Below are 25,400 nucleotides of genomic sequence, written 5' to 3' on the forward strand. Positions count from 1 at the left end.
TCCTGTGTCCAAGTGGGCCGAGATTGCGCGCCTTTTAGGGCAAGGGGCGGCCTGTGGAAAGGGCCAAGTCAGCGCAGGGCGGTTATGGCAAAGAAAAACGGAACCGACGGTAGGGGCGGTTCCGTGTTCTTTCCTTGCAATTCAGCGGCCAGCCATCAACAGAATGAGGGCTGGCTGCGTATCGTTACGCGGGGTTTTGTGCCTTGTTGGCGGCATCCGCTGCGGCGGCCCCAACTGCTGCCTTTTGCTCATCCGTCAGGTTCTCGGCCTCATCCAGACCCGGGATCGCAACGCGCACCTCGCGGCGGGCAAAGTCGATGCCGTTTTCCTTGAACGACGCCTTGACCCGGTTGAAGATTTCCTTGCGCAGGGTGAACTGCTTGCCCGGTTTAGCCATGAACTTGCCGCGGATGATCATGCCGACATCGTCAAAGTCGAACACACCCTGCGACTTGAAGGGCTGCAGGAAGCCATCCTTGTGAGTCTCGTCCTCCATCATCTCGGCGCCGATCTTCTTGAAGATCTTCTTAACCTTGTTGGGGTCGGTGTCGAAAGGCACGGTGAATTTCAGCTTCATGATGACCCAGTCGCGGCTGTAATTGGTCAGCTTTTGAATCTCACCGTAAGGAATGGTGTGGACCGGCCCGCGATGGTGACGCAGCTGCATCGACCGGATCGAGATTTTCTCGACCGTGCCGGTGGTGCCGCCCACATCGACATATTCGCCCACGCGGAAGGCATCGTCGATCAGGAAGAAGATGCCGCCCACAATGTCCGAGACCAGTTTTTGCGCGCCGAAGCCGATGGCCAGACCAAGGATACCGGCACCCGCCAGCAGCGGCGTGATATCGAGACCCAAGGCCCCCAGCGCCAGCAAGAGGAAGATCACCGCAATCGCGACCTGAGCCGTGACCCGCAGCAGCGGCAGAACCGTCGCCAGACGCGATCCGCCCGAACCGCCGCCTTCGCCAGCCTCTTCATCGGGGCTTTGATCGGCGGTCATCTCTTTCGCCAGGCGACGGTTGATCCAAAGCGAGACGACCTCGTTCAGGATGTAGCCGACCGCGATGATGATGAAGAACTGGATCAGCCGGCTGCCTTCTTCCTGCGCGCCGCCTGCGATTTCCTGCAGGTTCAGGTTCCAGGCTTTGGCGATCATCAGGATCACAAGGATACCGGCCAGAACGCGACCAATGCGGATATAGCTGCGTTTGGTCGATCTGTAGGCCTGCTCGGCCACCGGGCCTTCGCCCAGCATTGGCGGTTGCAGGTGACGCACCAGACCCCGGATTAACGTATCCAGCGCAGGCGCGATCAGCAGCCAGAACATCGTGGCGAAATGCGCGCCCTGAACAAGAAGCGCAAGCGACGACGGATCGCGCTGAGCCACCAGAAACTCGACCAATAGCCAGATCGCCGCCGAGACACCGATCGCGAAGTAGGGATAGTAGTGCGCCACTTCCTCGTCGAATTTTGTGTGGTCCGGGTCGGTGCCCAGCATCATCTGCGACAGGCCCTCACGCGCTTTCCACGCGATGACGCCGATATAGATGTGAATCCCCGCGTTCAGCCAGAAACCAATGCGCGTCTCGCCGCTGGTGATCCCGTTCAGCCGGTTGAAGTGCAACAGGAACAGCGTGAAGCCGATCAAGATCAGCAGGCCAATCAGGTTACGATGCAGGTATTTCGCCCAGTGATCGTCAATATTGACCAAACGGTAATGCGGTTTTTTGGGTGCGAGAATGAAACGCGAGGCGGCTGCACCCAGTCGCGGAACCCAGATCAGATAGAACACGAAAGGCGCGGCATAGGTGATTTGTTCTGCAGACAAAAGGCCGCGACCGACCGCGCGGATCACCACATAGAACACCACAAGCCCGGCGATTTCTCGGCAGAAACGACCAAACAGGTAGCGGACAGCGCCCCACAGGTCGCCTTCTTCTTCAACCTCAGCCTGGACATGCCAACGACGCGTCAGCAGCTCAAACAGCTTTTCCGCGATGAAGCCCACGACCAGAACACTCAGGACCAACCCCATAAGTGTAAGCGCCCCGCTGGCTCCAAAGGTTCCCGTGAAATTCGAAACCGCCTCGACCTGGGCATGGAAGATGTTCGGTACGGTCATGATGACCTGCGTCCACGACGTCACCATCTCGGTCCAGATTTCGTTGAGTTCCGTGATCGGATCGTCAACCTCCTCCGCCTCTGCCGCGTTTTTTTCGGCAACGGCATCCAGACGCTCCAACAGGATCGACCTGACTTGATCATCCGACATGCGGGCCACCAGACCATCTACCTGTTCCGGGGTCAGGTCCTCGGGGATGGTCACTGTGGCAGGTGCGTCCGATGACGACGTTGTGGCGATTTGCGCATGCAATGGCGCGGTCATCAGCACAAATGACAAAAGCGCCGCCAAAAGGCGTAGGGGGTGGAACATTGATTTGTCCTCGATCGCGAAAAATTTAGTTGTTTTTCGGGATCATAGGCACAAGCCGCCAGATTTCCCAGCAGTTTCACCGCCCTGACAACCCGTGAAACCAAAAAAAAGGCCGAGCACTAAGCTCGGCCATAGTCCAACAGGGAGGTATGAAGATGATGAGCGTTTCAGCATCACCGCCTTCGAGTGCTCATTTAGGGATCAGTTTGTTAACGTTCAAGGAGTTTCAGACTGTGCATTGGACAACCCTGATATGCCCTGCGCGCATATCTATAGTTTACCCAATTTCTTCGACTGCTTGCGTTGTTCAATGATTTCGGCCTGAACAAAATCGCGGAACGCTGCAACGCGTTTAGAGTGCCGCAATTCCTCGGGGTAGGCCAGATAAACCGGAACATCGGCGGTTTCGATATCGGAAAGGACCGGGACCAGATGCGGGAAATCCTGCGTGACATAATCGGGTAGAACGCCAATGCCCAGATTGTGCAGCACGGCCTGCAGGACGCCGAAGTAGTTGTTCACCGTCAGCAGCGACCCCGGATTATAGGTCATCAAATGGCGTACCATTGACGCGCTTGCCCCGACCTGAGGCGCTGCGGGGGTTTGGCAGATCAGGCGATGATCCTTGATCTCGTCCAGCGACTTCAGGTTGCCGCCATGCGTTTCGATGTACTCCTGCGTGGCATACAGCGTCATCTGTACAGTCATCAGCCGCTTGCGCACCAGATCGGCCTGGCTGGGTTCTTTCATGCGGATGGCAACGTCGGCCTCACGCATGGGCAGGTCCAGAACGCGTTCTTCCAGCATCAGGTCGATGTTCAGATCGGGGTATTGCTCGTAGAGCTTTGGCAGGCGCGGGGCCAGCCACAGGGTACCAAAGCCGAAGGTCGTGGTAACACGCAGGACGCCGAACACCTCATCCTCGCTGTCGCGGATGCGGGCAGCTGCAGCGTCGAGGCGTTTGGACATGGCCGAGGTCGCATCGAACAACAACTCACCCTGTTCGGTCAGGATCAGGCCACGGGCGTGACGGTGAAACAGGGTCGCATCGAGTGATTCTTCCAGCGCGCGGATCTGACGGCTCACGGCGGATTGAGACAAATTGAGCTTGTCCCCCGCATGGGTCAGGCTGCCTGCATCTGCAACCGCGTGAAATATCCTAAGCTTATCCCAATCCATCGCCGCAACTTTCGTTATCCTCGGGAAGGCCTATATGAAATAGGTAACAAGTTCCACAAACAAACGGTGAAATCGTTAGGTTTCAGTGGATAAACTCTATACAGGTCAGTATTTGTGACCTAATATGCGAGAATATGAAGCACACTGATCTGACGAGGGGAGACGTCTGATGAGTCAGCCACAAATATCGCTGAACGACCGGTTCGATCTTGAGAAATCGCCTGTTCTTTTGAACGGAACGCAGGCGCTGGTGCGTCTGATGCTGATGCAGCGCGCGCGCGACCGGCAGGCCGGGCTGAATACGGCGGGACTGGTGACCGGATATCGCGGTTCGCCACTTGGCGCGGTCGATCAGCAGATGATGCGGGCGCAGCGATATCTTGCCGAAAGTGACGTGACCTTTCAGTACGGTCTGAACGAAGATCTGGCCGCCACCGCGTTATGGGGCAGTCAGCAGGCCGGATTGCGCGGCGATGGGCGCTATGATGGTGTGTTCGGTCTTTGGTACGGCAAAGGGCCGGGTGTCGACCGGTCGGGCGATGTGATGCGTCACGCCAATATGGCGGGCACGGCACAGCATGGCGGCGTGCTGATGGCGATGGGGGATGACCACACGGGCGAAAGCTCGACCGTTTTGCACCAATCCGAGTGGTCTTTGGTCGATATGTATATGCCGGTGGTCAGCCCGGCGGGCGTGCAGGAGATATTGGACTACGGCATCTACGGCTTTGCACTCAGCCGGTTTGCCGGTGTCTGGGTTGGCTTGAAAACGATGAAGGACACGATCGAGGTGACCTCGGTCGTGGATGGCAGGCCGGACCGGGTGGGTCTGGTAATGCCCGAGTTCGACATGCCCGAGGGCGGACTGAACATCCGACTGGGCGACACGCCGCATCTGCAAGAGGCGCGGATCATCGACTATAAACGTTTCGCGGCCGAGACGTTTTCTCATGCCAACAAGCTGGATAAACGGGTCTGGGGCAAGCCGGGGGCCAAGATCGGGTTTGTGGCGGCTGGCAAGAACTGGCTGGATCTGGCCCACGCGCTGTCGCTGCTGAACATTGATGAGGCCGAGGCCGATCGCCTTGGCATCACCACCTACAAGATCGGGCAGACGTTTCCGCTGGATATGGCCGGGTTCCATGACTGGGCCGAGGGGCTGGACCTGATTGTAATCGTTGAAGAAAAGCGCAAACTGATCGAGGTGCAGGTCAAGGAAGCCATCTTTGACGACCGCCGCGGCCGCCGCGTTTACGGTTGGTACAAAGGCGGGGCCGGGACCTTGCACCGCGAGGAACTGTTCCCAACGCGCGGCGCGCTGGACCCGATCATGATTGCCGAGAAACTGGGTGAGATCCTGATCGAAGAGGGCCGCGATACCGATGGTGTTCGCGCCGGTCTGGGTAAACTGTCCGAGGCGCGTCGGGCCGACAACGCCCAGGAAATCGCAACGCGCCTGCCGTATTTCTGTTCGGGCTGTCCGCATAACAGCTCGACCAAAGTGCCCGAGGGCAGCCGGGCTTATGCCGGGATCGGGTGCCATTACATGGTGCAGTGGATGGATCGGGAAACGACCGGGTTCACTCAGATGGGCGGCGAGGGCGCGAACTGGATTGGGGAAGCTCCGTTTTCGACCACGAGCCATGTGTTCCAGAACCTTGGCGACGGAACCTATAACCACTCGGGCGTGCAGGCGATCCGGGCCGCTTTGTCGGCGGGCACGAACATCACCTTCAAGATTCTGTTCAACGACGCGGTTGCCATGACTGGTGGACAGGGAAACGAAGGCGATCTGACCGCCGAACGGATTGTGGCCGAGGTCAAGGCCATGGGCGTCCAACACGTAGCGCTCGTTTATGACGAGAAAGAAGACGTGAACCTTGGTGCCTTGCCCTCCGGCGTCGAAACCTTCGAACGGGCCGAGTTGATGCAGGTGCAGGATCGGTTCCGCGAGATCGAGGGTGTCTCGGTCATCGTCTATGTCCAAACCTGCGCTGCTGAAAAACGCCGCCGCCGCAAGCGGGGCGAATTCCCGGACCCGGACAAACGCGTCTTTATCAACACGGATGTCTGCGAAGGTTGCGGCGATTGCGGGGTGCAATCGAACTGCGTCTCGATCGTGCCCAAGGAAACCGAACTGGGCCGCAAGCGGGCGATTGATCAATCAAGCTGTAACAAGGATTTTTCGTGCCTGAACGGGTTCTGCCCGTCCTTTGTCACTCTGGAAGGGGCGAAAATTCGGAAAGAGGCGACGAAACAGCTTGATCTGCCCGATCTGCCACTGCCGGAGCTACCGCAGATCAGGGGCACGCATAACGTGGTCATCACCGGGGTTGGTGGCACGGGCGTCGTGACCCTTGGTGCTATTCTGGCGCAGGCCGCGCAGATAGACGGCAAGGGCGCGGGCATGATGGAGATGGCAGGTCTGGCGCAAAAAGGCGGCGCGGTTCATATCCACTGCCGTCTGGCCAACAAGCCGGAAGACATCAGCGCCATTCGCGTGGCCACGGGTGAGGCGCACGCGCTGATTGGTGGCGATTTGGTGGTGTCAGCCGGGGCCAAGACGCTGGGCCTGACACGGGCCGGACAGACAGGTGCCGTGGTCAACAGCCACGAAACCGTAACCGGCGACTTCACCCGCGACACCGAATTCCGCATCCCGGCCGATCAGTTGGAACTGGCCTTGCAGGCGCGGCTGAAAGACGATGTCACGCTATTTGATGCCACCGAGTTGGCAAAGGTGGTGATGGGCGATTCGATCTATTCCAACATGATGGTCTTTGGTGCGGCCTGGCAGCGCGGCGTCCTGCCGGTTACCTACGAGGCCATAATGGGTGCCATCGAACTCAACGGCACAGCGGTTGAGCGCAATAAACGCGCCTTTAATGTAGGCCGCTGGGCTGTTCTGCACCCGGACGAGGTGCAGGCGATGTTGTCGCCCTCGGTCACCGAGTTGCCGAAATCTCTGGACCAGATGATTGAGTTCCGGGCGCAGCACTTGACCAACTACCAATCCAAGCGGCTGGCCAAACGTTATCGCAAGCTGGTGGATGGGATCGAGGATGCCAAGATCCAGGAAGCGGCGGCCAAGGGATACCACAAACTGCTGTCCTACAAGGACGAATACGAGGTTGCCCGATTGCTGCTCAGCAGCCGGGACAAAGCGGCGGCGGAGTTTGATGGCGACTTCAAGATGACCTTCCATCTTGCCCCGCCGATCTTTGGCAGAGCAGGCGGTAACGGCAGACCGCGCAAACGCGCCTTTGGTGAGTGGATGCTGGGGCCGCTTAAGCTGATGGCGAAGATGAAGGTGCTGCGGGGAACACCTCTGGACATTTTCGGATACTCGGCCGAGCGCAAAATGGAACGCGCTTTGATCCGGCAATATGAAAAGGACATGAAGCAGGTTCTGCCTTTGGTGTCTCAGGACACGCAAGAAGCCATTGCCGCCCTGGCGCGTCTGCCGCTGGAAATCCGCGGTTTCGGCCCGGTTTTGCTGGAAAACGAGGCCAAAGCCGCGAAACGGCGCGAGGAATTGCTAGCGACCATCAAAAGTGGAGGGCCAGAACTGCGCGCTGCGGCGGAATGAGGCGTCACAAACCTGTCACGATAGCTAGGCAAAATTGCGCCTCAAACATATAATACAGGCGAACAACCGGAGTCCGTAAATGCCCTCGCGCCGTCATGTCGTTCGTGACATTTCCTACGCCCATTCCGCCGAAACCAAAGGCGGTCGGATGGTTATCAAGCTTATGGAGAATACAACGGGCCGAATGCGCCTGATCAAGCGTGCGGATGGGTATGAAAAAGACGTGGCCAAAGGGCGCGACTTCTGGGCCGTCATGGTCGAACGATATGGGCTGACGCTGGACGTTGTGGGCGGGTCGTTGTCGAATATCCCCAAGGACGGACCTTTGATCCTGATTGCCAACCACCCCTATGGCATTCTGGATGGTCTGATGATGGGGCATATGCTTTCCGAGACGCGCGGCGATTTCCGCATTCTGGCCCATAGGGTGTTCCGCAAGGCCGAGGAATTGAACCGCATCATCCTGCCGATTTCGTTTGATGAGACGAAAGAGGCGATGAAGCTGAACCTGGAAACCCGCAAAACCGCGCTGAACTATCTGGGGGATGGCGGGGCGATTGGGATTTTCCCGGGCGGTACGGTCAGCACGGCGGTCAACCCGTTTGCCTATCCGATGGATCCGGGTTGGCGTGGGTTCACGGCCCGAATGGTGGCAAAATCGAACGCGACCGTGGTGCCCGTGTTTTTCGACGGGCACACCTCGCGCCTGTTCCAGATCGCCAGCCATCTGCACAACACGTTGCGGATGGGACTGCTGATCAAAGAATTCAAGAAACGCGTCGATACCCCGGTCAAAGTGGTGATTGGCGAGCCCATCGGGCGCGATGTTCTGGACCCGTTGGGCAAGGATACGCGCAAGATGATGGATTTCCTGCGCAAAGCCACGTATGAGCTGTCTCCGACACCGCTGAAGTCTTATGACTACGGCTATGAATTCGAGGAACGGCATCGCGCCTGAAGGGGCAAATGGCAGTAGGCATCTTTGATTCCGGTTTGGGCGGTCTGACCGTCCTGAACGCCGCGCAGAAACACCTGCCGGACGTTGATTTCCTGTATTTTGCGGACAGTGCACACGCGCCTTACGGTGTGCGCGACGCCGAGGATATCTATCAACTGACCCGCAAGGCGGTGCACGAACTGTGGGATCGCGGCTGCAATCTGGTGATTCTGGCCTGCAATACCGCCAGCGCCGCTGCGCTGCGGCGGATGCAGGAAGCGGGTGTGCCCGAGGGTAAGCGGGTTCTGGGCGTTTTCGTTCCTCTGATCGAAGCTCTGACCGAACGGCAGTGGGGCGATAACTCACCCCCGCGCGAGGTTGCGGTGAAGCACGTTGCCCTGTTTGCCACACCTGCCACCGTATCCAGCCGGGCCTTTCAGCGGGAACTGGCGTTCCGCGCGATTGGCGTCGATGTCGAGGCGCAGGCCTGCGGTGGTGTGGTCGATGCCATTGAAGATGGCGACATGATTCTGGCCGAGGCATTGGTACGCAGCCATGTGGATGCGTTGAAACGGAAAATGCCCGACCCTCAGGCCGCGATTCTGGGCTGCACCCATTACCCGTTGATGGCCGAGACCTTTCAGGCCGCGTTGGGCCCGGATGTTCAGGTCTTCAGCCAGGGCGATCTGGTTGCCGCAAGTCTGGCGGACTACCTGCAACGCCACCCCAATATGCTGGGCGACGGCACGAGCGGATTCCTGACGACCGGCAAGCCGGGTTTTGTCAGCGATCGGGCGACACAATTCCTCCGACGACAAATCTCGTTCGAGGCGGCCTGATTTAGGTCAAGGACGCGCCCCTTCCAATTTTCTAAATCCAAGACCGTCACATCGGCGGTCATGAAATGTGACACATGGAAAGAAGAGGTCTGACATGACCCACAAAATCGCAATTCTGGGCGCATCCGGTTATACCGGCGCCGAATTGGTGCGGCTGATCGCCGAGCACCCGAACATGGACATCGTCGCGCTGGCGGCCGAGCGTAAGGCAGGCATGAGCATGGCGCAGGTCTTCCCGCATCTGCGCCATATGGACCTGCCGGATCTGTGCAAGATTTCGGAAATCGACTTCTCTCAGATCGATCTGTGTTTCTGCGCTTTGCCACACAAAACCAGTCAGGATGTGATCCGCGATCTGCCGAAGACCCTGAAAATCATCGACCTGTCCGCAGATTTCCGGCTGCGGGACGCGGATGAGTACGAAAAATGGTACGGCAATCCGCACAGTGCGTTGGAGCAGCAGGAAGAGGCTGTCTATGGCCTGACCGAGTTCTACCGGGACGAGATCCGCACCGCTCGGCTGGTGGCTGGTACAGGCTGCAACGCGGCGACGGGGCAGTATGTGCTGCGGCCGTTGATCTCGGCCGGTGTGATCGATCTGGACGATATCGTGCTGGATTTGAAATGCGCAGTCTCGGGTGCGGGGCGGTCTTTGAAAGAGAACCTGCTGCACGCCGAGTTGAGCGAGGGGTACAACGCCTATGCCATCGGTGGTACGCACCGGCATCTGGGTGAGTTTGATCAGGAATTCTCGAAACTCGCCGGGCGCACGGTCCATGTGCAATTCACGCCGCATCTGGTCCCGGCGAACCGGGGGATTCTGGCGACGACCTATGTAAAGGGCGACCCGCAGAGCATCTTTGAGACGCTGGCCAAGGCCTATGAAGGCGAGCCGTTCATTCAGATGCTGCCAATGGGCGAAGCCCCGTCGACCCATCATGTGCGGGGCTCGAACTTCTGCCATATCGGTGTGGTGGCTGACCGGATCGAACGGCGCGCGATTGTGGTCGCTGCGCTGGATAATCTGACAAAAGGTAGCAGTGGGCAAGCCTTGCAGAACGCCAACCTGATGTTAGGTGAGGATGAAACCCGGGGGCTGATGATGGCTCCTCTATTCCCGTGAGGACGGTATGAAAACGCTCAAGAAACGTCGTCGAGTTCAGGTCATTCTGGTGGCCGTTGTCGCCCTTGTGGCGTCGACGGCGTTGATTGGGTACGCAATGCGCGACGGCATCAACTTTTTCCGCTCGCCCAGTCAGGTGATCGCGGAACCGCCCGCACCGACCGAGGTGTTTCGCATCGGTGGCTTGGTCGAGGAAGGCTCGATCGTGCGCGGGCAGGGTGAGACGGTGCGTTTCGTCGTGACTGATGGCGGCGAAAGCGTACAGGTGGCCTTTACCGGTGTTCTGCCGGATCTGTTTTCTGAAAATCAGGGCATGGTGGGGACCGGAAGTTACGTGAACGGTGTATTTGAAGCCACTGAAATACTTGCGAAACACGATGAGACTTATATGCCGAAGGAAGTGATGGATGCTTTGAAAGAACAAGGCGTATACAAGGGGCCTGAGGAAAGCTGAACGCAGCTGCGCTGCGTGCCTCCGGCGGAGGTATTTTTGAACAGAAGAAGCAGGGGCGTTGCGCGTATAAGGCGGCAGCGCCCTGTTTTGTTTGGAGATGTTAACTGTCTTGCGTGACCGTTTTGCCCGACAGATTGGTCAGGGGAAGATATGCAGACGGTTCAACAGATAGCCGCAGAGATCGTAGCGCGGGAAGGCGGGTTTGTGGACGACCCGGACGATCCGGGCGGGGCCACGAAGTTTGGCGTCACCGTTCACACCATGCGCAGGCTTGGGTTGGATTTAAACGGCGATGGGCAGGTCGACACCGCCGATGTCCGGGCGCTGAGCCGAGGGCAGGCGGTCGATATTTTCGTGCGGCACTATTTTGAGAAGCCGCGCATTGCCGCCTTGCCCGATACTCTGCACGCGACGGTGTTTGACATGTATGTCAACGCGGGTGCGCAGGCGGTTCGAATCCTTCAGAGGTTATTGCGCGAGATGGGCTTTGATGTGGCGGTTGATGGGGTCATTGGTCCGCAGACGGAACGCGCCTGTGAAGAGGCGTTGCGCCCTGACGCTGTTGCCCTTCGGGATGCATATGGCGTGGCGCGCCGAAACTATTATTTCCGGTTGGCGGATCGACGCCCCGCATCGCGAAAATACGCGCGCAGCCGTGCCGGTGGGAAAGGCGGATGGATCAGGCGGGCCGAGGAGTTCATTTCGCCCAAATACCACATGGGTGACGTTGAGTTTCAAAGGAGAGTTGCAGCATGGGGTTGATTACGGGCGTGTTGGGTTTTCTATTCGGCGGCGGGCGCAACGTCGTGCGTGAAACTGCGGAAATATTCAGAGAAAACTCCGAAGAAGGGGCCAGGCGGGCGCTGGCCGTGCAAGGGCAGGCGATGGCGCAATTCAGTGCCGAGTTTCAGGTGCCGCGCAAGGGTGCGTTTGACCGGTTTATGGACGGGCTGAACCGCGTACCGCGCCCGGCGCTGGCGTTGGGAACGCTGGGCCTGTTTGCGGCGGCGATGATCGACCCCTTGTGGTTTGCCGCGCGGATGCAGGGGATCGCACTGGTGCCTGAACCTTTGTGGTGGTTGCTGGGTGTCATCGTCTCGTTCTATTTCGGCGCGCGCCATCAGGCCAAGGCGCAGGATTTGCAGCGTGAGATATCTCAGACCATGTTGCGGGCCTCGCAGGTCATGGACAATCTGCGCGCGCTGAGGGAGTTGCGCAGTGACAGCCCGGGCGCTGCCGATACCGGCCCGGATGCCGGGTCGCAGCTTGAGGTGATGCACGCCGATCCCAATCCTGCATTGGTCGATTGGAAACGGTTGCGCAGCGCCTGAACCGCGACACTATGTGCGCCTGAAATCGGCGAAAGTGATTGGCGATCAGGAAGCCTGCGGAGTATATCCATGGGCATGATTACAGAGCTCGGTCACTTCGCCTTAATTCTAGCCTTTCTGGTCGCCATCGTGCAAAGCGTGGTGCCTCTTGTCGGCGCTGCCAAGCGGTGGACCGGGTGGATGATATTTGCGGAACCTGCCGCGATTTCGCAGTTCCTGCTGACCGCATTTTCATTTGGGGCCTTGGTCTGGGCGTTCACAAGCTCGGATTTCTCGCTGCGGATCGTGGTTGAAAACAGTCATTCCGCGAAACCGATGATCTACAAGATCAGCGGGACATGGGGGAACCACGAAGGGTCGATGCTGCTATGGGTGCTGATCGTGACCCTGTTTGGCGCCATGGCTGCGGTCTTTGGCGGTGGTTTGCCGCCGACGTTGAAGGCACGGGTGCTGGCTGTGCAATCGGCCGTGGCGGTGGCGTTTTTTGCCTTTATCCTGTTCACTTCGAACCCGTTCGACCGGCTTGCCGTTGCGCCCTTTGATGGGCGCGACCTGAACCCGCTGCTGCAGGACCCCGGTTTGGCGTTTCACCCGCCGTTTCTGTACCTCGGCTATGTGGGCCTTAGCATGGCCTTCAGCTTTGCCGTCGCCGCGCTGATCGAGGGGCGGGTTGATGCGGCCTGGGGGCGGTGGGTACGTCCGTGGACTCTGGCGGCCTGGGTCTTTTTGACCATCGGTATCGCGCTGGGATCGTGGTGGGCGTATTACGAGCTTGGCTGGGGTGGGTTCTGGTTCTGGGACCCCGTCGAGAATGCCTCGTTCATGCCGTGGTTGCTGGCGGCGGCGCTGTTGCATTCGGCCATTGTGGTTGAAAAGCGCGAAGCGTTAAAAAGCTGGACCATCTTGCTGGCGATCATCGCCTTTGGGTTCTCGCTGATCGGGACGTTCATTGTCCGCTCGGGCCTACTGACCTCGGTGCACGCCTTTGCAACGGATCCCGAGCGCGGCGTGTTCATCCTGATGATCCTTGTTTTCTTCATCGGCGGCGCACTGACCCTGTTTGCGGCGCGCGCGCAGGCGATGGAGGCTAAGGGCGTCTTTGGTGTTGTCAGCCGTGAAAGCGCGCTGGTGGTGAATAACGTTCTTCTGGCCGTCAGCTGCTTTGTCGTATTCGCCGGGACCATGTGGCCGATGGTGGCCGAGATGATGTTTGACCGGAAACTCTCGGTCGGGCCGCCGTTTTTCAATGTCGCCTTCACGCCGTTCATGGTGCTGCTGGGTCTCGTTCTGCCCATTGGTGCGATGCTTCCTTGGAAACGGGGCAAGCTGGGCAAGACGGCATGGTCTCTGCGCTATGCCTTTCTGCTGGCCGTGGCCTTGGGGCTGTTGGTTTGGGCAATGCAGACCGGGCGCAGCGCGCTGGGTCCGGTGGGGCTGTTCCTTGGGGCCTGGATCACGCTCGGCGCGATTATTGATCTGTGGAGCCGTACGGGCCGAAAAGGAAATCTGAAACGGCTGTTTCGCCTGCCGGGGGCCGATTGGGGCAAGGCCGTGGCCCATACCGGGCTGGGCGTCACCATCTTCGCCATCGCCGGTCTGACCGCGTGGGAGGTTGAGGATATTCGGGTCGCCCAACCCGGTCAGCCGTTCGAGGTGGGGCAGTTTACCCTGACGCTGGAAGACGTGCGACGCGTGCAGGGACCGAACTATTTTTCGACCACGGCCGATGTTCTGGTTGAATCCGGCGATCGGGTGATTGGCACTTTGCACCCAGAGAAACGAGACTATCCGGTGGCGCGCATGCCCACCACCGAGGCGGCGATTGACTACCGGGTTCTGCGTGATCTTTATGTGGTGATTGGCGATCAACAGGCCGATGGGGGCTGGGTGATGCGGACCTATGTCAAACCTTTTGCCAACTGGATCTGGGCGGGATGTATCCTGATGGCGCTGGGTGGTGTTCTCAGCCTGTGTGACCGTCGTTTCCGGGTTGCTGCTGGCGCGCGCAAGACCCCCTCGGCCGGAGTACCTGCGGAATGAAGCGCCTGATCTTGATCCTGATGCTGCTGGCGACGCCCGGATTTGCCGTGCAACCTGACGAGGTTCTGGACGATCCGGTTCTGGAACAGCGCGCGCGTGACCTTAGCACGGGGTTGCGCTGTCTGGTGTGCCGAAATGAAAGCATCGATGAAAGCAACGCGGACCTCGCCCGCGATTTGCGCCTGTTGCTGCGGGAACGGCTGGTCGCGGGGGATACAGACGAGCAGGCGATTTCCTTTATCGTCGATCGCTATGGCGAATATGTGTTGCTGAAACCGAAAGTTACGGGATCCAACCTGATGCTGTGGCTGGCCGGTCCGCTGATGCTGCTGGTTGCGGCTGGCATGGGGTGGAACTTTGTTCGAAACCGTTCCAAAGTTCAGGCGGCGGGCGAGACGGATACGCTCAGCGACGAAGAAAAGGAACGGCTGCGTCAGATTCTGGAAGATTGACGCGCGGTTCCACTTCCCCTTGTCCTGCGAATACGTCAGGGTTCGCTGAAACTGTCGCCAGGGGAGGCTTTGCATGGATTATGAAACGATCCTGTTGGACATCACGGACGGGCTTGCCGTTCTGACATTCAACCGTCCGGACAAGATGAACGCTCTGACCACGCAGATGCGCGCGGAAATCACCCATGCCATGAAACACGCCGCTCGCCACGCGCGCTGTGTCGTGCTGACCGGGGCCGGTGGGGCGTTTTGCTCGGGGCAGGATCTGGGCGATGCGTCATCGACCGGGAAGATCGATCTCGAACGGTCCCTGCGTGATGAGTATCAGCCGATGCTTGAAACCATCCATGACTGCCCGGTTCCGACCATCGCCGCCGTGAACGGCCCGGCTGCCGGGGCGGGGGCGAATCTGGCGCTGTGTGCCGATGTGGTGATCGCAACCGAAAGTGCGTATTTCCTGCAGGCTTTTGCCCTGATCGGACTGTTGCCGGATGCGGGCGGAACCTGGTTCATGCCGCGTCAGATGGGGCTGGCCAAGGCGATGGGGGCGTCGCTGTTTGCCGAGAAAATCAGCGCCCGTCAGGCGGATGACTGGGGTTTGATCTGGGAAGCGGTCGCGGATGAGGATTTTGCCGCGCATTGGCGCAAGCGGGCCACCTATCTGGCCAACGGCCCGACCGCAGGCTTTGCAGCGATGAAACAGGCCCTGCGCGGAACATACGAAAACACGCTGACGCAGCAGTTGACGACCGAGGCGCATTTGCAGGGCGAATGCGGACGTTCGCGCGACTTTGCCGAAGGTGTTGTGGCCTTTCTGGAAAAGCGCCCCGCCAAATTCGAGGGGCGCTGATCGCAATCAGGCGCGGCGGCGACGGCGCGTGCGCCGTTCCGGCGCTGCCGCATCCTCGCCCGTGCCGTCCGAGGCCGACGTGAACGGCCCCAACGCGTCGGTGATCTGATCCAGCGTTGGGCGTTCCGTGCGCGGCGTGGTGTCCAAAGCGCGGCGCATCTTTTCCAGATGCGCGGGCATGGTACCACAGCAGCCACCGATGATGGTGGCCCCGGCATCGCGGGCCATCACGGCGTATTGCGCCATCAGATCAGGCGTACCGTCATAGTGGATGTGGCCATCCACATATTTCGGAATACCCGCATTGCCTTTGGAAATCAGCGGGCGTTCGGTGCCCTGAGCCGCAAAGCCCAGAACCGTGCGCAGAATGTCCGACGCGCCTGTGCCGCAATTCGCGCCAAAGGCCACTGGCGGGTTGGGCAGGGTCTCGACCAGCAGGGCCAGATCGGAAGAGGTCACGCCCATCATGGTGCGCCCGGCGGTGTCAAAGCTCATGGTGCCACACCAGGGCATGTCGGCCAGTGCAAACGCCTCGGCGGCGGCGCGGAATTCCTCGGGCGCGCTGATGGTTTCCAGCCACAAGACGTCAGCGCCACCTTCTTTCAGCGCCTCGGCCTGTTCGTGAAACATCTCGACCGCTTCCGCATGGGACAGGCTGCCGACAGGCTCCATGATCTCACCGGTCGGGCCGACGGACCCGGCCACGATCACGGTGCGCCCGGCCTTGTCCGCCACTTCACGGCCCAGTTCGGCCCCGATGCGGTTCAGCTCACCCACGCGATTCTGTGCGTCATGCAGTTTCAGCCGTGCGGCCGTGCCACCAAAGGTGTTGGTCAGAAACAGATCGCTGCCCGCATCGACCGAACCCTGATACAGCGCCCTGATCTTGTCCGGCGCGTCAACGTTCCAAAGCTCGGGCGCATCGCCGGATTGCAGGCCCATATTGAACAGATTGGTGCCGGTCGCGCCGTCTGCCAGAATGGCATCGGCGGTGTTCAGAAGTTCAGTCAGCGCGTTTGTCATTGGGGTATTCCGAAGCAAGGCGTAATGCGCCTGTAAGAAAAAAGAGACGCCCCGTGTCTCATGACAGGGGCGTCAAATCAAATTCATATTACTCATGAAGATCATGAGCAATTCTGTGAGAAGGGTCAGATATCGGCCTCGGCCATGACCTGTTCTTTGGCCTCGACCAGCAGCTCGACCATCTTTGAACGGATTTTGGCTTCATCCGCCAGATCACCCAGATAGCCTTTGACCGCGTTGACCACGTCATCCTCGCTTACATTCTGCAGGTCCGTGTGCACCAGTTCCTGCCCGTATTTGCGCGCCTGTTCAACGGTCTCGCCCTTCAGGGTCGAGGCCCAGACAGCCATAAACCGGTTGCGGCGCATCCGGGCGATGAACTGCATCTTTTCGTCATGTGCAAATTTCGATTCAAACGCAGCTTCACGCTCGTCAAAAGTGGTCATGGGACAGGGGCCTCTTGGGTTAGGATGTCTGCATTGATGATATGACCATACGGGACCATCGGTGCAAGGTATTTGCGCTGTGTCAAAGTCTCGCTGGTCTGTAAACTTGCGGGAAGAGGGGGCTTGGACTATGAGGACGCCAACGTGAGGGGACTCGATCCCTCTGATCAGTCTGGAAAGGTCGCTTATGGCGCGTCGCAAGAAAATCTACGAAGGCAAAGCCAAGATTCTGTATGAAGGCCCCGAGCCGGGCACGATTGTGCAGTATTTCAAGGATGACGCCACCGCGTTCAATGCGGAAAAGAAGGACGTGATCGATGGCAAGGGCGTGTTGAACAACCGCCTGTCCGAGTTCTTCATGAACGGTCTGAACCAGATCGGCGTGCCCACACATTTCATCCGCCGCCTGAACATGCGCGAGCAACTGGTGCGCAATTGCGAGATTGTGCCGCTGGAAGTGATCGTCCGGAACTATGCCGCAGGGACGATGTCCAAACGTCTGGGCATTGCCGAAGGCACGCAGTTGCCGCGCCCGATTGTCGAGTATTGCTACAAGGATGACTCGCTGGGCGATCCGCTGGTCACCGAGGAACATATCGCCGCCTTCGGGTGGGCCAGCCAGCAGGACATGGACGATATTCTAAGCCTTGCGCTGCGGGTCAATGATTTCATGAGCGGCCTGATGCTGGCTGTCGGAATTCGCCTGATCGACTTCAAGATCGAAATCGGGCGCGTTTTCGATGGCGATTACCAGCGCTTGATCGTGGCCGATGAAATCAGCCCCGATAGCTGCCGGTTGTGGGATATTGAAACCGGTCAGAAGCTGGACAAGGACGTATTCCGCCGTGATTTGGGCAATCTGACCGACGCCTATTCGGAAGTTGCACGTCGTCTGGGTGTGCTGCCGAAAAGCAACGTGACCAAGCCAACGTTGATCAACTGATCCCTTTGGCTGATGAAACAAAGCGCCACCGCGAATCCGGTGGCGCTTTTTTGTTGGGATTGAAAGCCCGTCCAGTGTGACCGCCCTTTGCGGATTCAGAGCCGCCGAATTGCCTGGCTTTGTCGCACATGCCCGTCGGTGGCGGCCAGAAAACGACCTGCGTCAAACTGCGGTGCAAACAGGGTTGTCCCAAGGCCGCAACCACGCTATCCCCCGCGCAACGAAATGGGCCCTGACGCGCGGCCCGCAGGTGGAGTTGCGAAAATGAAAGCACGGGTGCATGTGATGCTCAAGAACGGGGTGCTGGACCCGCAGGGCGAGGCTGTGCGGCACGCATTGGGCGCCATGGGCTTTGATCAGGTCGAAGGTGTGCGCCAGGGCAAGGTGATCGACCTTGAGCTGGCAGACGGCGCGACCGAGGCTGACGTGACCGAGATGTGCGAGAAGCTGTTGGCCAATACGGTCATCGAACGCTACGAGATCGAACTGGTCTGATATTACCCGCAAAGGAGGGTCTGCCATGCGTGCTGCCGTCATCGTATTCCCCGGCTCGAACTGCGACCGGGACCTTGCCGTGGCTTTCGAACAGGCCGGTTTTCAGGTCGATATGGTCTGGCACAAGGATGCGGCATTGCCGGACGGGATCGACATCGTCGGCGTTCCGGGCGGCTTTTCCTATGGCGACTACCTGCGGTGTGGCGCGATTGCGGCCCAATCCCCGATCTGCAAGGCGGTTGTCGAACATACCGAGCGTGGCGGCTATGCCGTGGGTATCTGCAACGGCTTTCAGATCCTGACCGAGACCGGTATCCTGCCGGGCGCGCTGTTGCGTAATGCGGGGCTGAAATACATCTGCAGAACTGTCGGCCTGAAGGTCGAAACCAGCAACAGCGCCTTTACCGAAGGCTACAATGCTGGCGACGTGATTGGCATTCCGATTGCGCATCACGACGGCAACTATTTCGCGGATGATGCCACATTGTCCACGCTGCGCGATCAGGACCGGATAGCGTTCACCTATACCGAGAACCCGAACGGCTCGGTCGGGGATATTGCTGGTATTTTGTCGGAAAACCGTCGTGTTCTCGGGATGATGCCGCACCCGGAACGGGCCGCGGATGAAGGTCACGGCGGCACCGATGGTACGGCATTGTTCCGCGCATTGTCGGGCGTGCTCGCTCCGGCGTGACTTGAGGTTGGGCCCTAGCGCGCGTACCTTCTGGGTATGAGTACCGAGGTTCGCACAGGCTGGTCCAAACTGGCACGACCCTTTCGCGGGGCACCTCTGGGGTGGCGGCTGCGTCTGGCCATCATCCTGCTGCTTTTGGTCACGGTAGCAACGGTCTGGATCACCAACCGTCTGCTGACCGACCGCTTCACCGAAGACACCCGAAACAGCGCCGAACTGCGGCTGGCGCTTGATTCCGGCAACTTGCTGAGCGAGTTGCGCCGCAACGCCATTGTTCCGCAATTGTTGTCGCGCGACCCCACCCTGATCTCGGCGTTGCAATCCAGCGATTATACGCTGTCCACCCAACGCCTGATTTCGTTCGTGGAAGAAATCGGCGCCGCGTCGCTGATGCTGCTGGATGGAGACGGGCGTACGGTTGCCGCCACCGACCGCAACCGACTGGGTGAGGCGCATCGAAACGCGCCTTATTTCGTGGATGCAATCCGGGCCAATTCGACTTTGTTTTCGGTCATACCAAGGGAATCCGGCGGCTACAGCTTTGTCTATTCGCGCCGAATTCAAGGTGCGGCCGAAATCCTCGGCGTGATCGTGGTCGAGGTCGATTTGCAGAAATTCGAGCGGGCCTGGGCAGGTATTTCGCACGCCGTTCTGGTGACCGACAGCACCGGCAACATCATCCTTTCAACCGAGCCGCAATGGCGCGGTCTGGATGAGACGTCGGCGATGCTGCGCCAGCCGCCTCAGGGCGCAATTCAACGCGCGATCCGGGCCACGACCGATTGGACGGCGCTTCCGCCCGACGCCTACCTGCAGGGTGAGGCGGTGATGCGAATGGAAAAACGCATCCCGTTCCGCGGCTGGCAGATGACCTCGTTCACCTCGTACGAGTCGGTGCGCGAGCGGGTGAACAGCGTGCTTGCGCTGGAAATCATGGGATTTGCGATTCTTCTGGCGCTGACCTTCTATGCGCTCAGCCGTCGGGCCACCTTGCGGATGGCCCTGTTCCAGCGCGAGTCGGCAGAGCTTCGCGCATTGAACACAAGGCTACAGCGGGAAATCGCTGAGCGGGAAAGGGTTGAAAAGACGCTGGATTTGGCCGAGCAGACCCTTGCCCAAAGCTCGAAACTGGCGGCGTTGGGCGAGATGTCTGCGGCGGTGAGCCACGAGCTCAATCAACCGCTGGCGGCGATGAAAACCTATCTGGCTGGCGCGCGTCTGCTGCTGCGCCGCAACCGCCCCGAAGAGGCGCTGGCCAGCTTTGGCCGCATCGATGGGCTGATCGAGCGCATGGGTGCGATCACACGGCAACTGAAATCTTACGCTCGCAAAGGGGCAGATGCGTTTTCACCTGTGAATCTTGGTGAAGCGCTGGCCTCGTCCCTGTCGATGATGGAACCGCAACTGCGCCAGCGACATGTGAAGATCACTCAGATCCTGCCGGAAGAACCTGTGGTGGTGATGGGTGACCGGATGCGGATTGAGCAGGTAATGGTCAACCTCTTGCGCAATGCGCTGGACGCCACCAAATCGGTGGCAGAGCCGGATGTGGAAATCATCCTGGCAGCGGGTGATACGGCGGTGCTGACCGTGCGCGACAATGGCTACGGGATCGAGGATATCGAGAACCTGTTCGAGCCCTTCTACACCACCAAGCAGCCCGGCGATGGCGTCGGACTGGGGCTTGCCATCTCGTCCGGGATCGTGAACGACCATGGTGGACGGCTAACCGCGCGCAACGGACAACACGGCGGCGCGGTATTTGAGATGCAATTGCCGATACTGGAAAGCGACGGCCTTGAGGCCGCAGAATAAAAGGGAAGACTATGGCACAGGCCATGAAGATCGCCATTGTGGATGACGAACAGGACATGCGCCAGTCGATCAGCCAATGGCTGGCATTGTCCGGATATGACACCGAAACCTTTGCCAGCGCCGAGGATGCGTTGAAGGTGCTGGGGCCGGACTATCCGGGCATTGTGATCTCGGATATCAAGATGCCTGGGATGGATGGCATTCAGCTTTTGAAAAAGCTGATGGGGGCGGACAGCACTCTGCCGGTGATCATGATTACCGGTCACGGCGATGTACCCATGGCAGTTGAGGCGATGCGGGTTGGGGCGTTCGATTTCCTTGAAAAACCGTTCAATCCGGATCGCATGTCGGAACTGGCCAAACGCGCCAGCAATGCGCGGCGTCTGACGCTGGACAACCGGGCGCTGCGGCGCGAGTTGTCGGGCGGCACCCAAATCATGAATAAACTGATCGGGGCCAGCCCCGTGATGGAACGCCTGCGCGAAGATATTCTGGATCTGGGGCAGGCGGACGGCCATGTGCTGATCGACGGCGAAACCGGAACGGGTAAAACGTTGGTGGCCCATGCCCTGCACGCGGTTGGCAGCCGGGCGGGTAAAAAGTTCGTTCTGGTGTCCTGCGCGGCACTGGAAGAAGAGGCTTTGTCCAAGCGCCTGTTTGGCCCCATGATGCCCGAAGACGCTCAACTGCCTGCGATTGAGGAAGCCCGTGGTGGGACGCTGGTACTGGAGGATGTGGAGGCCCTAAGTGACACGCTGCAAGCGCGGTTGCTGAGCGTGATGAATGAACAGGGCACCCCGGCGGAAACACGCATCGTTGCGATTTCGAACCTGCAAGAGGCCGGAAAGACCAGCGAAGACGTGCTGCGCCCGGACCTGTTCTATCGGCTTGCCGCGTTGCGGATCACCATGCCGCCGCTGCGTCAGCGAGGTGAAGACATTCTGACCCTTTTCACCCGCCTCAGCGAGCAATTTGCCGAGGAATATGGCTGTGATGCGCCGCAGGTCAGCGCTCAGGAAGCGGCGCAGCTGTTGCAGGCCCCGTGGCCGGGGAATGTGCGTCAGTTGATCAACATCGCCGAACGGGCCGTGCTGCAATCGCGGCGTGGGTCGGGGACGATTGCATCCTTGCTGATGTCGGATCACGAGGAAATGCAGCCGGTGATGACCACCGAAGGCAAGCCGCTGAAAGAATATGTCGAGGCATTCGAGCGGATGCTGATCGACAACACGATGCGGCGACATAAAGGTTCTATTGCCTCGGTCATGGATGAGCTCTGCCTGCCTCGTCGGACGTTGAATGAGAAGATGGCGAAATACGGGCTTCAACGGTCGGACTATTTGTGAGTCCGGGGAGGGGGACCAGCCCCCCTCTTGAGCCATAGGCTCAATTCACCCCCCGAGGTATTTTTGAACAGAAGAAGATGGGCTCGGCGCGTTTGAGATGGACGGGATGCAGTTTGCCCATTGTGTTTTCCACAGGACTGCTTTTATTGTGTCCGAACGGGCCGGGCCATTTTTGCGCCTTTAAGCCCCGAATCTTTGAGTTTCGCTGCGTCGCAACAGGTGATCTTTGGTTTTCACCGCGAAGCAGACCGATTGTGCCCCGATCCATGGGGCAGTTGAGTACCTGAGCCCGATGCGTTGGGTGAAAGGAATAAATGGGCAGGCAGCGATCCTAATCGCGCCTGTCGGAGAAGAACCGCGATGACGCGCGCGCAACGATTGAGAGACCGGGCAGGGGGCCAAAGCGCCAGACCCTGCCGCGCGCCGTCTGATATCGCCCTGACAAGACACCTCCCCAAAAGCGCCTGTCCGCCTGGACGGGTCAGGACAACGCGTTTGGCGCGGTGCACCAAGGACACATGGCTAAGAAAATGCTTATCGATGCCACCCACGCGGAAGAAACCCGCGTCGTGGTGGTCGACGGAAACAAGGTCGAGGAGTTCGATTTTGAATCCGAAAACAAACGCCAGCTTGCTGGCAACATCTATCTTGCAAAAGTAACCCGGGTCGAGCCGTCGCTGCAGGCGGCCTTTGTGGATTATGGCGGGAACCGGCATGGCTTCCTGGCATTTTCCGAGATTCATCCCGATTACTACCAGATCCCCGTCGCCGACCGTGAGGCGCTGATGGAGGAAGAGCGCGCTTATGCCGAGGCCATGAAGGCACGGGATGAAGCGGAAGAGGCCAAGCCGAAAAAACGCCGGTCGCGGTCGCGGACCAAGGCGGCGGATGTGAAATCCGATGATGCGGTCGAGTCGATTGAAGTGTCGTCCGAACCGAGCGGCATGGAAACCATCGATCTTGAAGACGGGGAAGAGGCGGAACTGGCGGTGCCCGAGGGGACCTCACCGGTTGATTTGGTTGCAGACACTCCGGTGGAAGAGCCGGCGGATGAGGAAACGCCTGCAGAAGACGCGGCGGATGTAGCGGTCGAGGCCGATGAGCAGGCCGCGGAAGAAACTGACTCTGCGGCTGAGACGCAAGCAGAGGGTGAGGCCGATGCAGAGGTGGACGCCTCGGCAGAGGACGCTGCGGACTCGTCGGACGAGGTGAGCGAGCCAGAGCAGGCTGAAGAAGAAGCCAAGGCCGATGCCGAAGGTGAGAACCCCGAAGACGGTAACGCACCATCGGATGCAACTGCCAAGGATGCTTCGATTGAATCGGTTGCGGATGAAGATGACAGCGAGGATATTCGCCCTCCGCGCAAGCCGCGGCCGCGTCGCTACAAGATTCAGGAAGTCATCAAGGTGCGCCAGGTTCTGCTGGTGCAGGTCGTCAAGGAAGAACGCGGCAACAAGGGTGCTGCGCTGACCACATATCTGTCGCTGGCCGGGCGCTACTGCGTTCTGATGCCAAACACCGCGCGCGGTGGCGGGATCAGCCGTAAGATTACCAATGCCCCCGACCGCAAGAAGCTGAAAGAGATTGCAGCCGAGATCGACGTACCGACCGGCGCGGGCCTGATCATCCGGACCGCCGGGGCCAAACGCACCAAATCCGAGATCAAGCGCGACTATGAATATTTGCAGCGTCTGTGGGAGCAGATCCGCGAGCTGACGTTGGAATCCATCGCGCCCGCGAAAATCTACGAGGAAGGCGATCTGATCAAACGGTCGATCCGCGACCTCTATAACCGCGATATCGATGAGGTTCTGGTTGAAGGCGAGGGCGGCTATCGCATCGCCAAGGACTTCATGAAGATGATCATGCCGTCGCACGCCAAGAACGTGAAACGGTATGAGGACGCGCTGCCGCTGTTCGCGCGCTATCAGGTGGAAAGCTATCTGGCGGGGATGTTCAACCCGACTGTGCAGCTGAAATCCGGTGGCTATATCGTGATCGGCGTGACCGAGGCGCTGGTGGCGATCGACGTGAACTCGGGCCGGGCCACCAAGGAAGGCTCGATCGAGGAAACGGCGCTCAAGACCAACCTTGAGGCGGCTGAGGAAGTGGCGCGGCAGTTGCGTCTGCGTGACCTTGCCGGACTGATCGTCATCGACTTTATTGATATGGACGAGCGCAAGAACAACACCGCTGTTGAGAAGCGCCTGAAAGACAAGCTGAAAACCGACCGTGCGCGCATTCAGGTTGGCCGCATCTCGGGCTTTGGCCTGCTAGAGATGAGCCGCCAGCGCCTGCGCCCCGGTATGCTGGAAGCGACCACGCAGCCGTGCCCGGCCTGTCATGGCACCGGCCTGATCCGCTCGGACGACAATATGGCGCTGTCGATCCTGCGTCAGATCGAAGAGGAAGGCACCCGCCGCCGCTCGCGCGAGGTGTTGGTGCGTTGCCCGGTGAGCATTGCAAACTTCCTGATGAACCAGAAGCGCGAGCATATCGCTCAGATCGAGGCGCGCTATGGTCTGTCGGTACGGGTCGAAGGTGATCTGCATCTGGTCAGCCCTGATTTCTCGATGGAGAAATTCAAGACCGCCAGCCGGATCGTGCCCGAGGCGACCGCGCCTGTTGTGTCTGCGGATGCCTCGCTGATGGATCTGGTCGATGCGACCGATGAGGATGAGGCTGAAGAGGAAACCGTTCAGGCCGAGGAAGAGACCAAGCCCAAGCGCAAGCGTCGCCGTCGCCGTCGGAAGAAGGGTGGCAATGCGGCTGAACAGCAAGACGCCGGGGCGGATTCTGATGCCGTGAGCGAAGAGGCCGGTTCTGACGAGGATGGCTCTGACGATGCAAAGCCCCAAGAGGGTGCCGACGCGTCCGAAGATGAGGACAAGCCCGCGAAGCCAAAACGCCGCCGTGCACCGCGTCGTAAGAAGAAGGATGCGGAACCGGTTGCGGCCGAAACTGAGGCAGAAACCGGTGACCCGGAAACGGTGGAAACGCAGGTGACTGAGGAAGCCCAAGCTGAGCCTGTTGCGGAACCCGAGGCCGAAGAGCCTGTTGCAGAACCCGAAGCCGAAGACGTTGCCGCAGAAGCCGAAGCCCCTGCAGTGTCTGAGCCCGAAGAGGTTCAGGCTGAGGCTGTTGAAGTCGCTGAGTCGGTGGAAGAGCCAATCGAAGCCGCAGACGCTCAGGAAGACCCTGCTGAGGCGGAAGAGGTTACAGCCGAACCTGTCGTCGAAGACACGCCTGCCGAACCGGTAGCAGAAGAAACCGCAGCCGAACCGGTCTTGGAAACGGTGGCGGAAGAGCCCGAAAAGCCCAGCGAACCGCCAAAACCCAAACGGCGCGGATGGTGGTCCTTGGGCCAGTAAACAAAAGAAAGGCGGGCCAGGTGCCCACCTTTTTCT

Annotated in this window: 20 protein-coding genes; 16 read left to right on the forward strand and 4 right to left on the reverse strand. The window is 59.5% G+C overall.

The window, feature by feature from the left end; genetic code table 11:
* Window positions 1-184: 184 nt before the first annotated feature.
* A complete protein-coding gene (locus ACR0C9_RS05455; RefSeq protein WP_170450883.1) occupies window positions 185-2,437 on the reverse strand; it encodes a mechanosensitive ion channel family protein in 2,253 nt (750 codons plus the stop codon).
* A gap of 270 nt (window positions 2,438-2,707) precedes the next feature.
* The gene (locus ACR0C9_RS05460) at window positions 2,708-3,616 is read right to left on the reverse strand and encodes a LysR family transcriptional regulator (RefSeq protein WP_480780554.1); all 909 of its coding nucleotides are present in this window, start codon (window positions 3,614-3,616) and stop codon (window positions 2,708-2,710) included.
* 169 nt (window positions 3,617-3,785) lie between these two features.
* On the opposite strand from ACR0C9_RS05460, the gene ACR0C9_RS05465 reads away from it, so the two are divergent.
* The 10 genes from ACR0C9_RS05465 (at window position 3,786) to ACR0C9_RS05510 (ending at window position 15,231) form a co-directional block, all read left to right on the forward strand.
* Window positions 3,786-7,205, forward strand: a complete 3,420-nt coding sequence (locus ACR0C9_RS05465) for an indolepyruvate ferredoxin oxidoreductase family protein (RefSeq protein WP_480780555.1) — start codon at window positions 3,786-3,788, stop codon at window positions 7,203-7,205.
* Window positions 7,206-7,284: 79 nt separating this feature from the next.
* Window positions 7,285-8,163 carry a lysophospholipid acyltransferase family protein gene (locus ACR0C9_RS05470; RefSeq protein WP_170518396.1) on the forward strand — a complete coding sequence of 293 codons (879 nt, stop codon included), beginning with the start codon at window positions 7,285-7,287 and terminating at the stop codon, window positions 8,161-8,163.
* A gap of 8 nt (window positions 8,164-8,171) precedes the next feature.
* Entirely contained in the window at window positions 8,172-8,981 is an 810-nt protein-coding gene (locus ACR0C9_RS05475) for an aspartate/glutamate racemase family protein (protein ID WP_170518399.1), read from the forward strand.
* A 94-nt stretch (window positions 8,982-9,075) separates the two neighbouring features.
* Window positions 9,076-10,104, forward strand: a complete 1,029-nt coding sequence (argC, locus tag ACR0C9_RS05480; protein ID WP_480780556.1) for an N-acetyl-gamma-glutamyl-phosphate reductase — start codon at window positions 9,076-9,078, stop codon at window positions 10,102-10,104.
* Window positions 10,105-10,111: 7 nt separating this feature from the next.
* Window positions 10,112-10,558, forward strand: a complete 447-nt coding sequence (ccmE, locus tag ACR0C9_RS05485) for a cytochrome c maturation protein CcmE (RefSeq protein WP_170518405.1) — start codon at window positions 10,112-10,114, stop codon at window positions 10,556-10,558.
* A gap of 150 nt (window positions 10,559-10,708) precedes the next feature.
* Complete coding sequence (locus ACR0C9_RS05490; protein WP_480780557.1) at window positions 10,709-11,320, forward strand: holin-associated N-acetylmuramidase; 612 nt, start codon at window positions 10,709-10,711, stop codon at window positions 11,318-11,320.
* Window positions 11,311-11,889 carry a holin family protein gene (locus ACR0C9_RS05495; protein ID WP_480780558.1) on the forward strand — a complete coding sequence of 193 codons (579 nt, stop codon included), beginning with the start codon at window positions 11,311-11,313 and terminating at the stop codon, window positions 11,887-11,889. The genes ACR0C9_RS05490 and ACR0C9_RS05495 overlap by 10 nt, the downstream gene beginning before the upstream one ends.
* A gap of 75 nt (window positions 11,890-11,964) precedes the next feature.
* A complete protein-coding gene (locus ACR0C9_RS05500) occupies window positions 11,965-13,929 on the forward strand; it encodes a heme lyase CcmF/NrfE family subunit (RefSeq protein ID WP_480780693.1) in 1,965 nt (654 codons plus the stop codon).
* Window positions 13,926-14,381: a cytochrome c-type biogenesis protein gene (locus ACR0C9_RS05505; protein WP_170450864.1), complete on the forward strand. Its 456-nt coding sequence runs from the start codon at window positions 13,926-13,928 to the stop codon at window positions 14,379-14,381. Before ACR0C9_RS05500 ends, ACR0C9_RS05505 begins: the two co-directional genes overlap by 4 nt.
* A 73-nt stretch (window positions 14,382-14,454) precedes the next feature.
* Window positions 14,455-15,231 (forward strand): enoyl-CoA hydratase-related protein, encoded by a 777-nt coding sequence (locus ACR0C9_RS05510; protein WP_170518418.1) that lies wholly within the window; start codon window positions 14,455-14,457, stop codon window positions 15,229-15,231.
* Window positions 15,232-15,237: 6 nt separating this feature from the next.
* On the opposite strand, the gene bmt is transcribed toward ACR0C9_RS05510, so the two are convergent.
* Both bmt and ACR0C9_RS05520 read right to left on the reverse strand, forming a co-directional pair.
* Window positions 15,238-16,254 carry a betaine--homocysteine S-methyltransferase gene (gene bmt, locus ACR0C9_RS05515; protein WP_480780559.1) on the reverse strand — a complete coding sequence of 339 codons (1,017 nt, stop codon included), beginning with the start codon at window positions 16,252-16,254 and terminating at the stop codon, window positions 15,238-15,240.
* Between the two features lie 125 nt (window positions 16,255-16,379).
* Window positions 16,380-16,700 (reverse strand): DUF1476 domain-containing protein, encoded by a 321-nt coding sequence (locus ACR0C9_RS05520; protein ID WP_170450857.1) that lies wholly within the window; start codon window positions 16,698-16,700, stop codon window positions 16,380-16,382.
* Window positions 16,701-16,887: 187 nt separating this feature from the next.
* Here ACR0C9_RS05520 and purC point away from each other — a divergent pair, with 187 nt between their 5' ends.
* The 6 genes from purC to ACR0C9_RS05550 all read left to right on the forward strand — a co-directional run bounded on the left by purC (window position 16,888) and on the right by ACR0C9_RS05550 (window position 25,364).
* Window positions 16,888-17,643, forward strand: a complete 756-nt coding sequence (gene purC, locus ACR0C9_RS05525) for a phosphoribosylaminoimidazolesuccinocarboxamide synthase (RefSeq protein ID WP_170450855.1) — start codon at window positions 16,888-16,890, stop codon at window positions 17,641-17,643.
* 264 nt (window positions 17,644-17,907) lie between these two features.
* Entirely contained in the window at window positions 17,908-18,138 is a 231-nt protein-coding gene (purS, locus tag ACR0C9_RS05530; RefSeq protein WP_117872765.1) for a phosphoribosylformylglycinamidine synthase subunit PurS, read from the forward strand.
* A gap of 25 nt (window positions 18,139-18,163) precedes the next feature.
* Complete coding sequence (purQ, locus tag ACR0C9_RS05535) at window positions 18,164-18,832, forward strand: phosphoribosylformylglycinamidine synthase subunit PurQ (protein ID WP_170450854.1); 669 nt, start codon at window positions 18,164-18,166, stop codon at window positions 18,830-18,832.
* 36 nt (window positions 18,833-18,868) lie between these two features.
* The gene (locus ACR0C9_RS05540; protein ID WP_480780560.1) at window positions 18,869-20,647 is read left to right on the forward strand and encodes a sensor histidine kinase; all 1,779 of its coding nucleotides are present in this window, start codon (window positions 18,869-18,871) and stop codon (window positions 20,645-20,647) included.
* 11 nt (window positions 20,648-20,658) lie between these two features.
* Entirely contained in the window at window positions 20,659-21,993 is a 1,335-nt protein-coding gene (locus tag ACR0C9_RS05545) for a sigma-54-dependent transcriptional regulator (protein ID WP_170450850.1), read from the forward strand.
* Between the two features lie 518 nt (window positions 21,994-22,511).
* Window positions 22,512-25,364 carry an Rne/Rng family ribonuclease gene (locus tag ACR0C9_RS05550; protein ID WP_480780561.1) on the forward strand — a complete coding sequence of 951 codons (2,853 nt, stop codon included), beginning with the start codon at window positions 22,512-22,514 and terminating at the stop codon, window positions 25,362-25,364.
* Window positions 25,365-25,400 lie beyond the last annotated feature (36 nt).

The sequence above is a fragment of the Ruegeria sp. C12 genome (assembly GCF_056537745.1).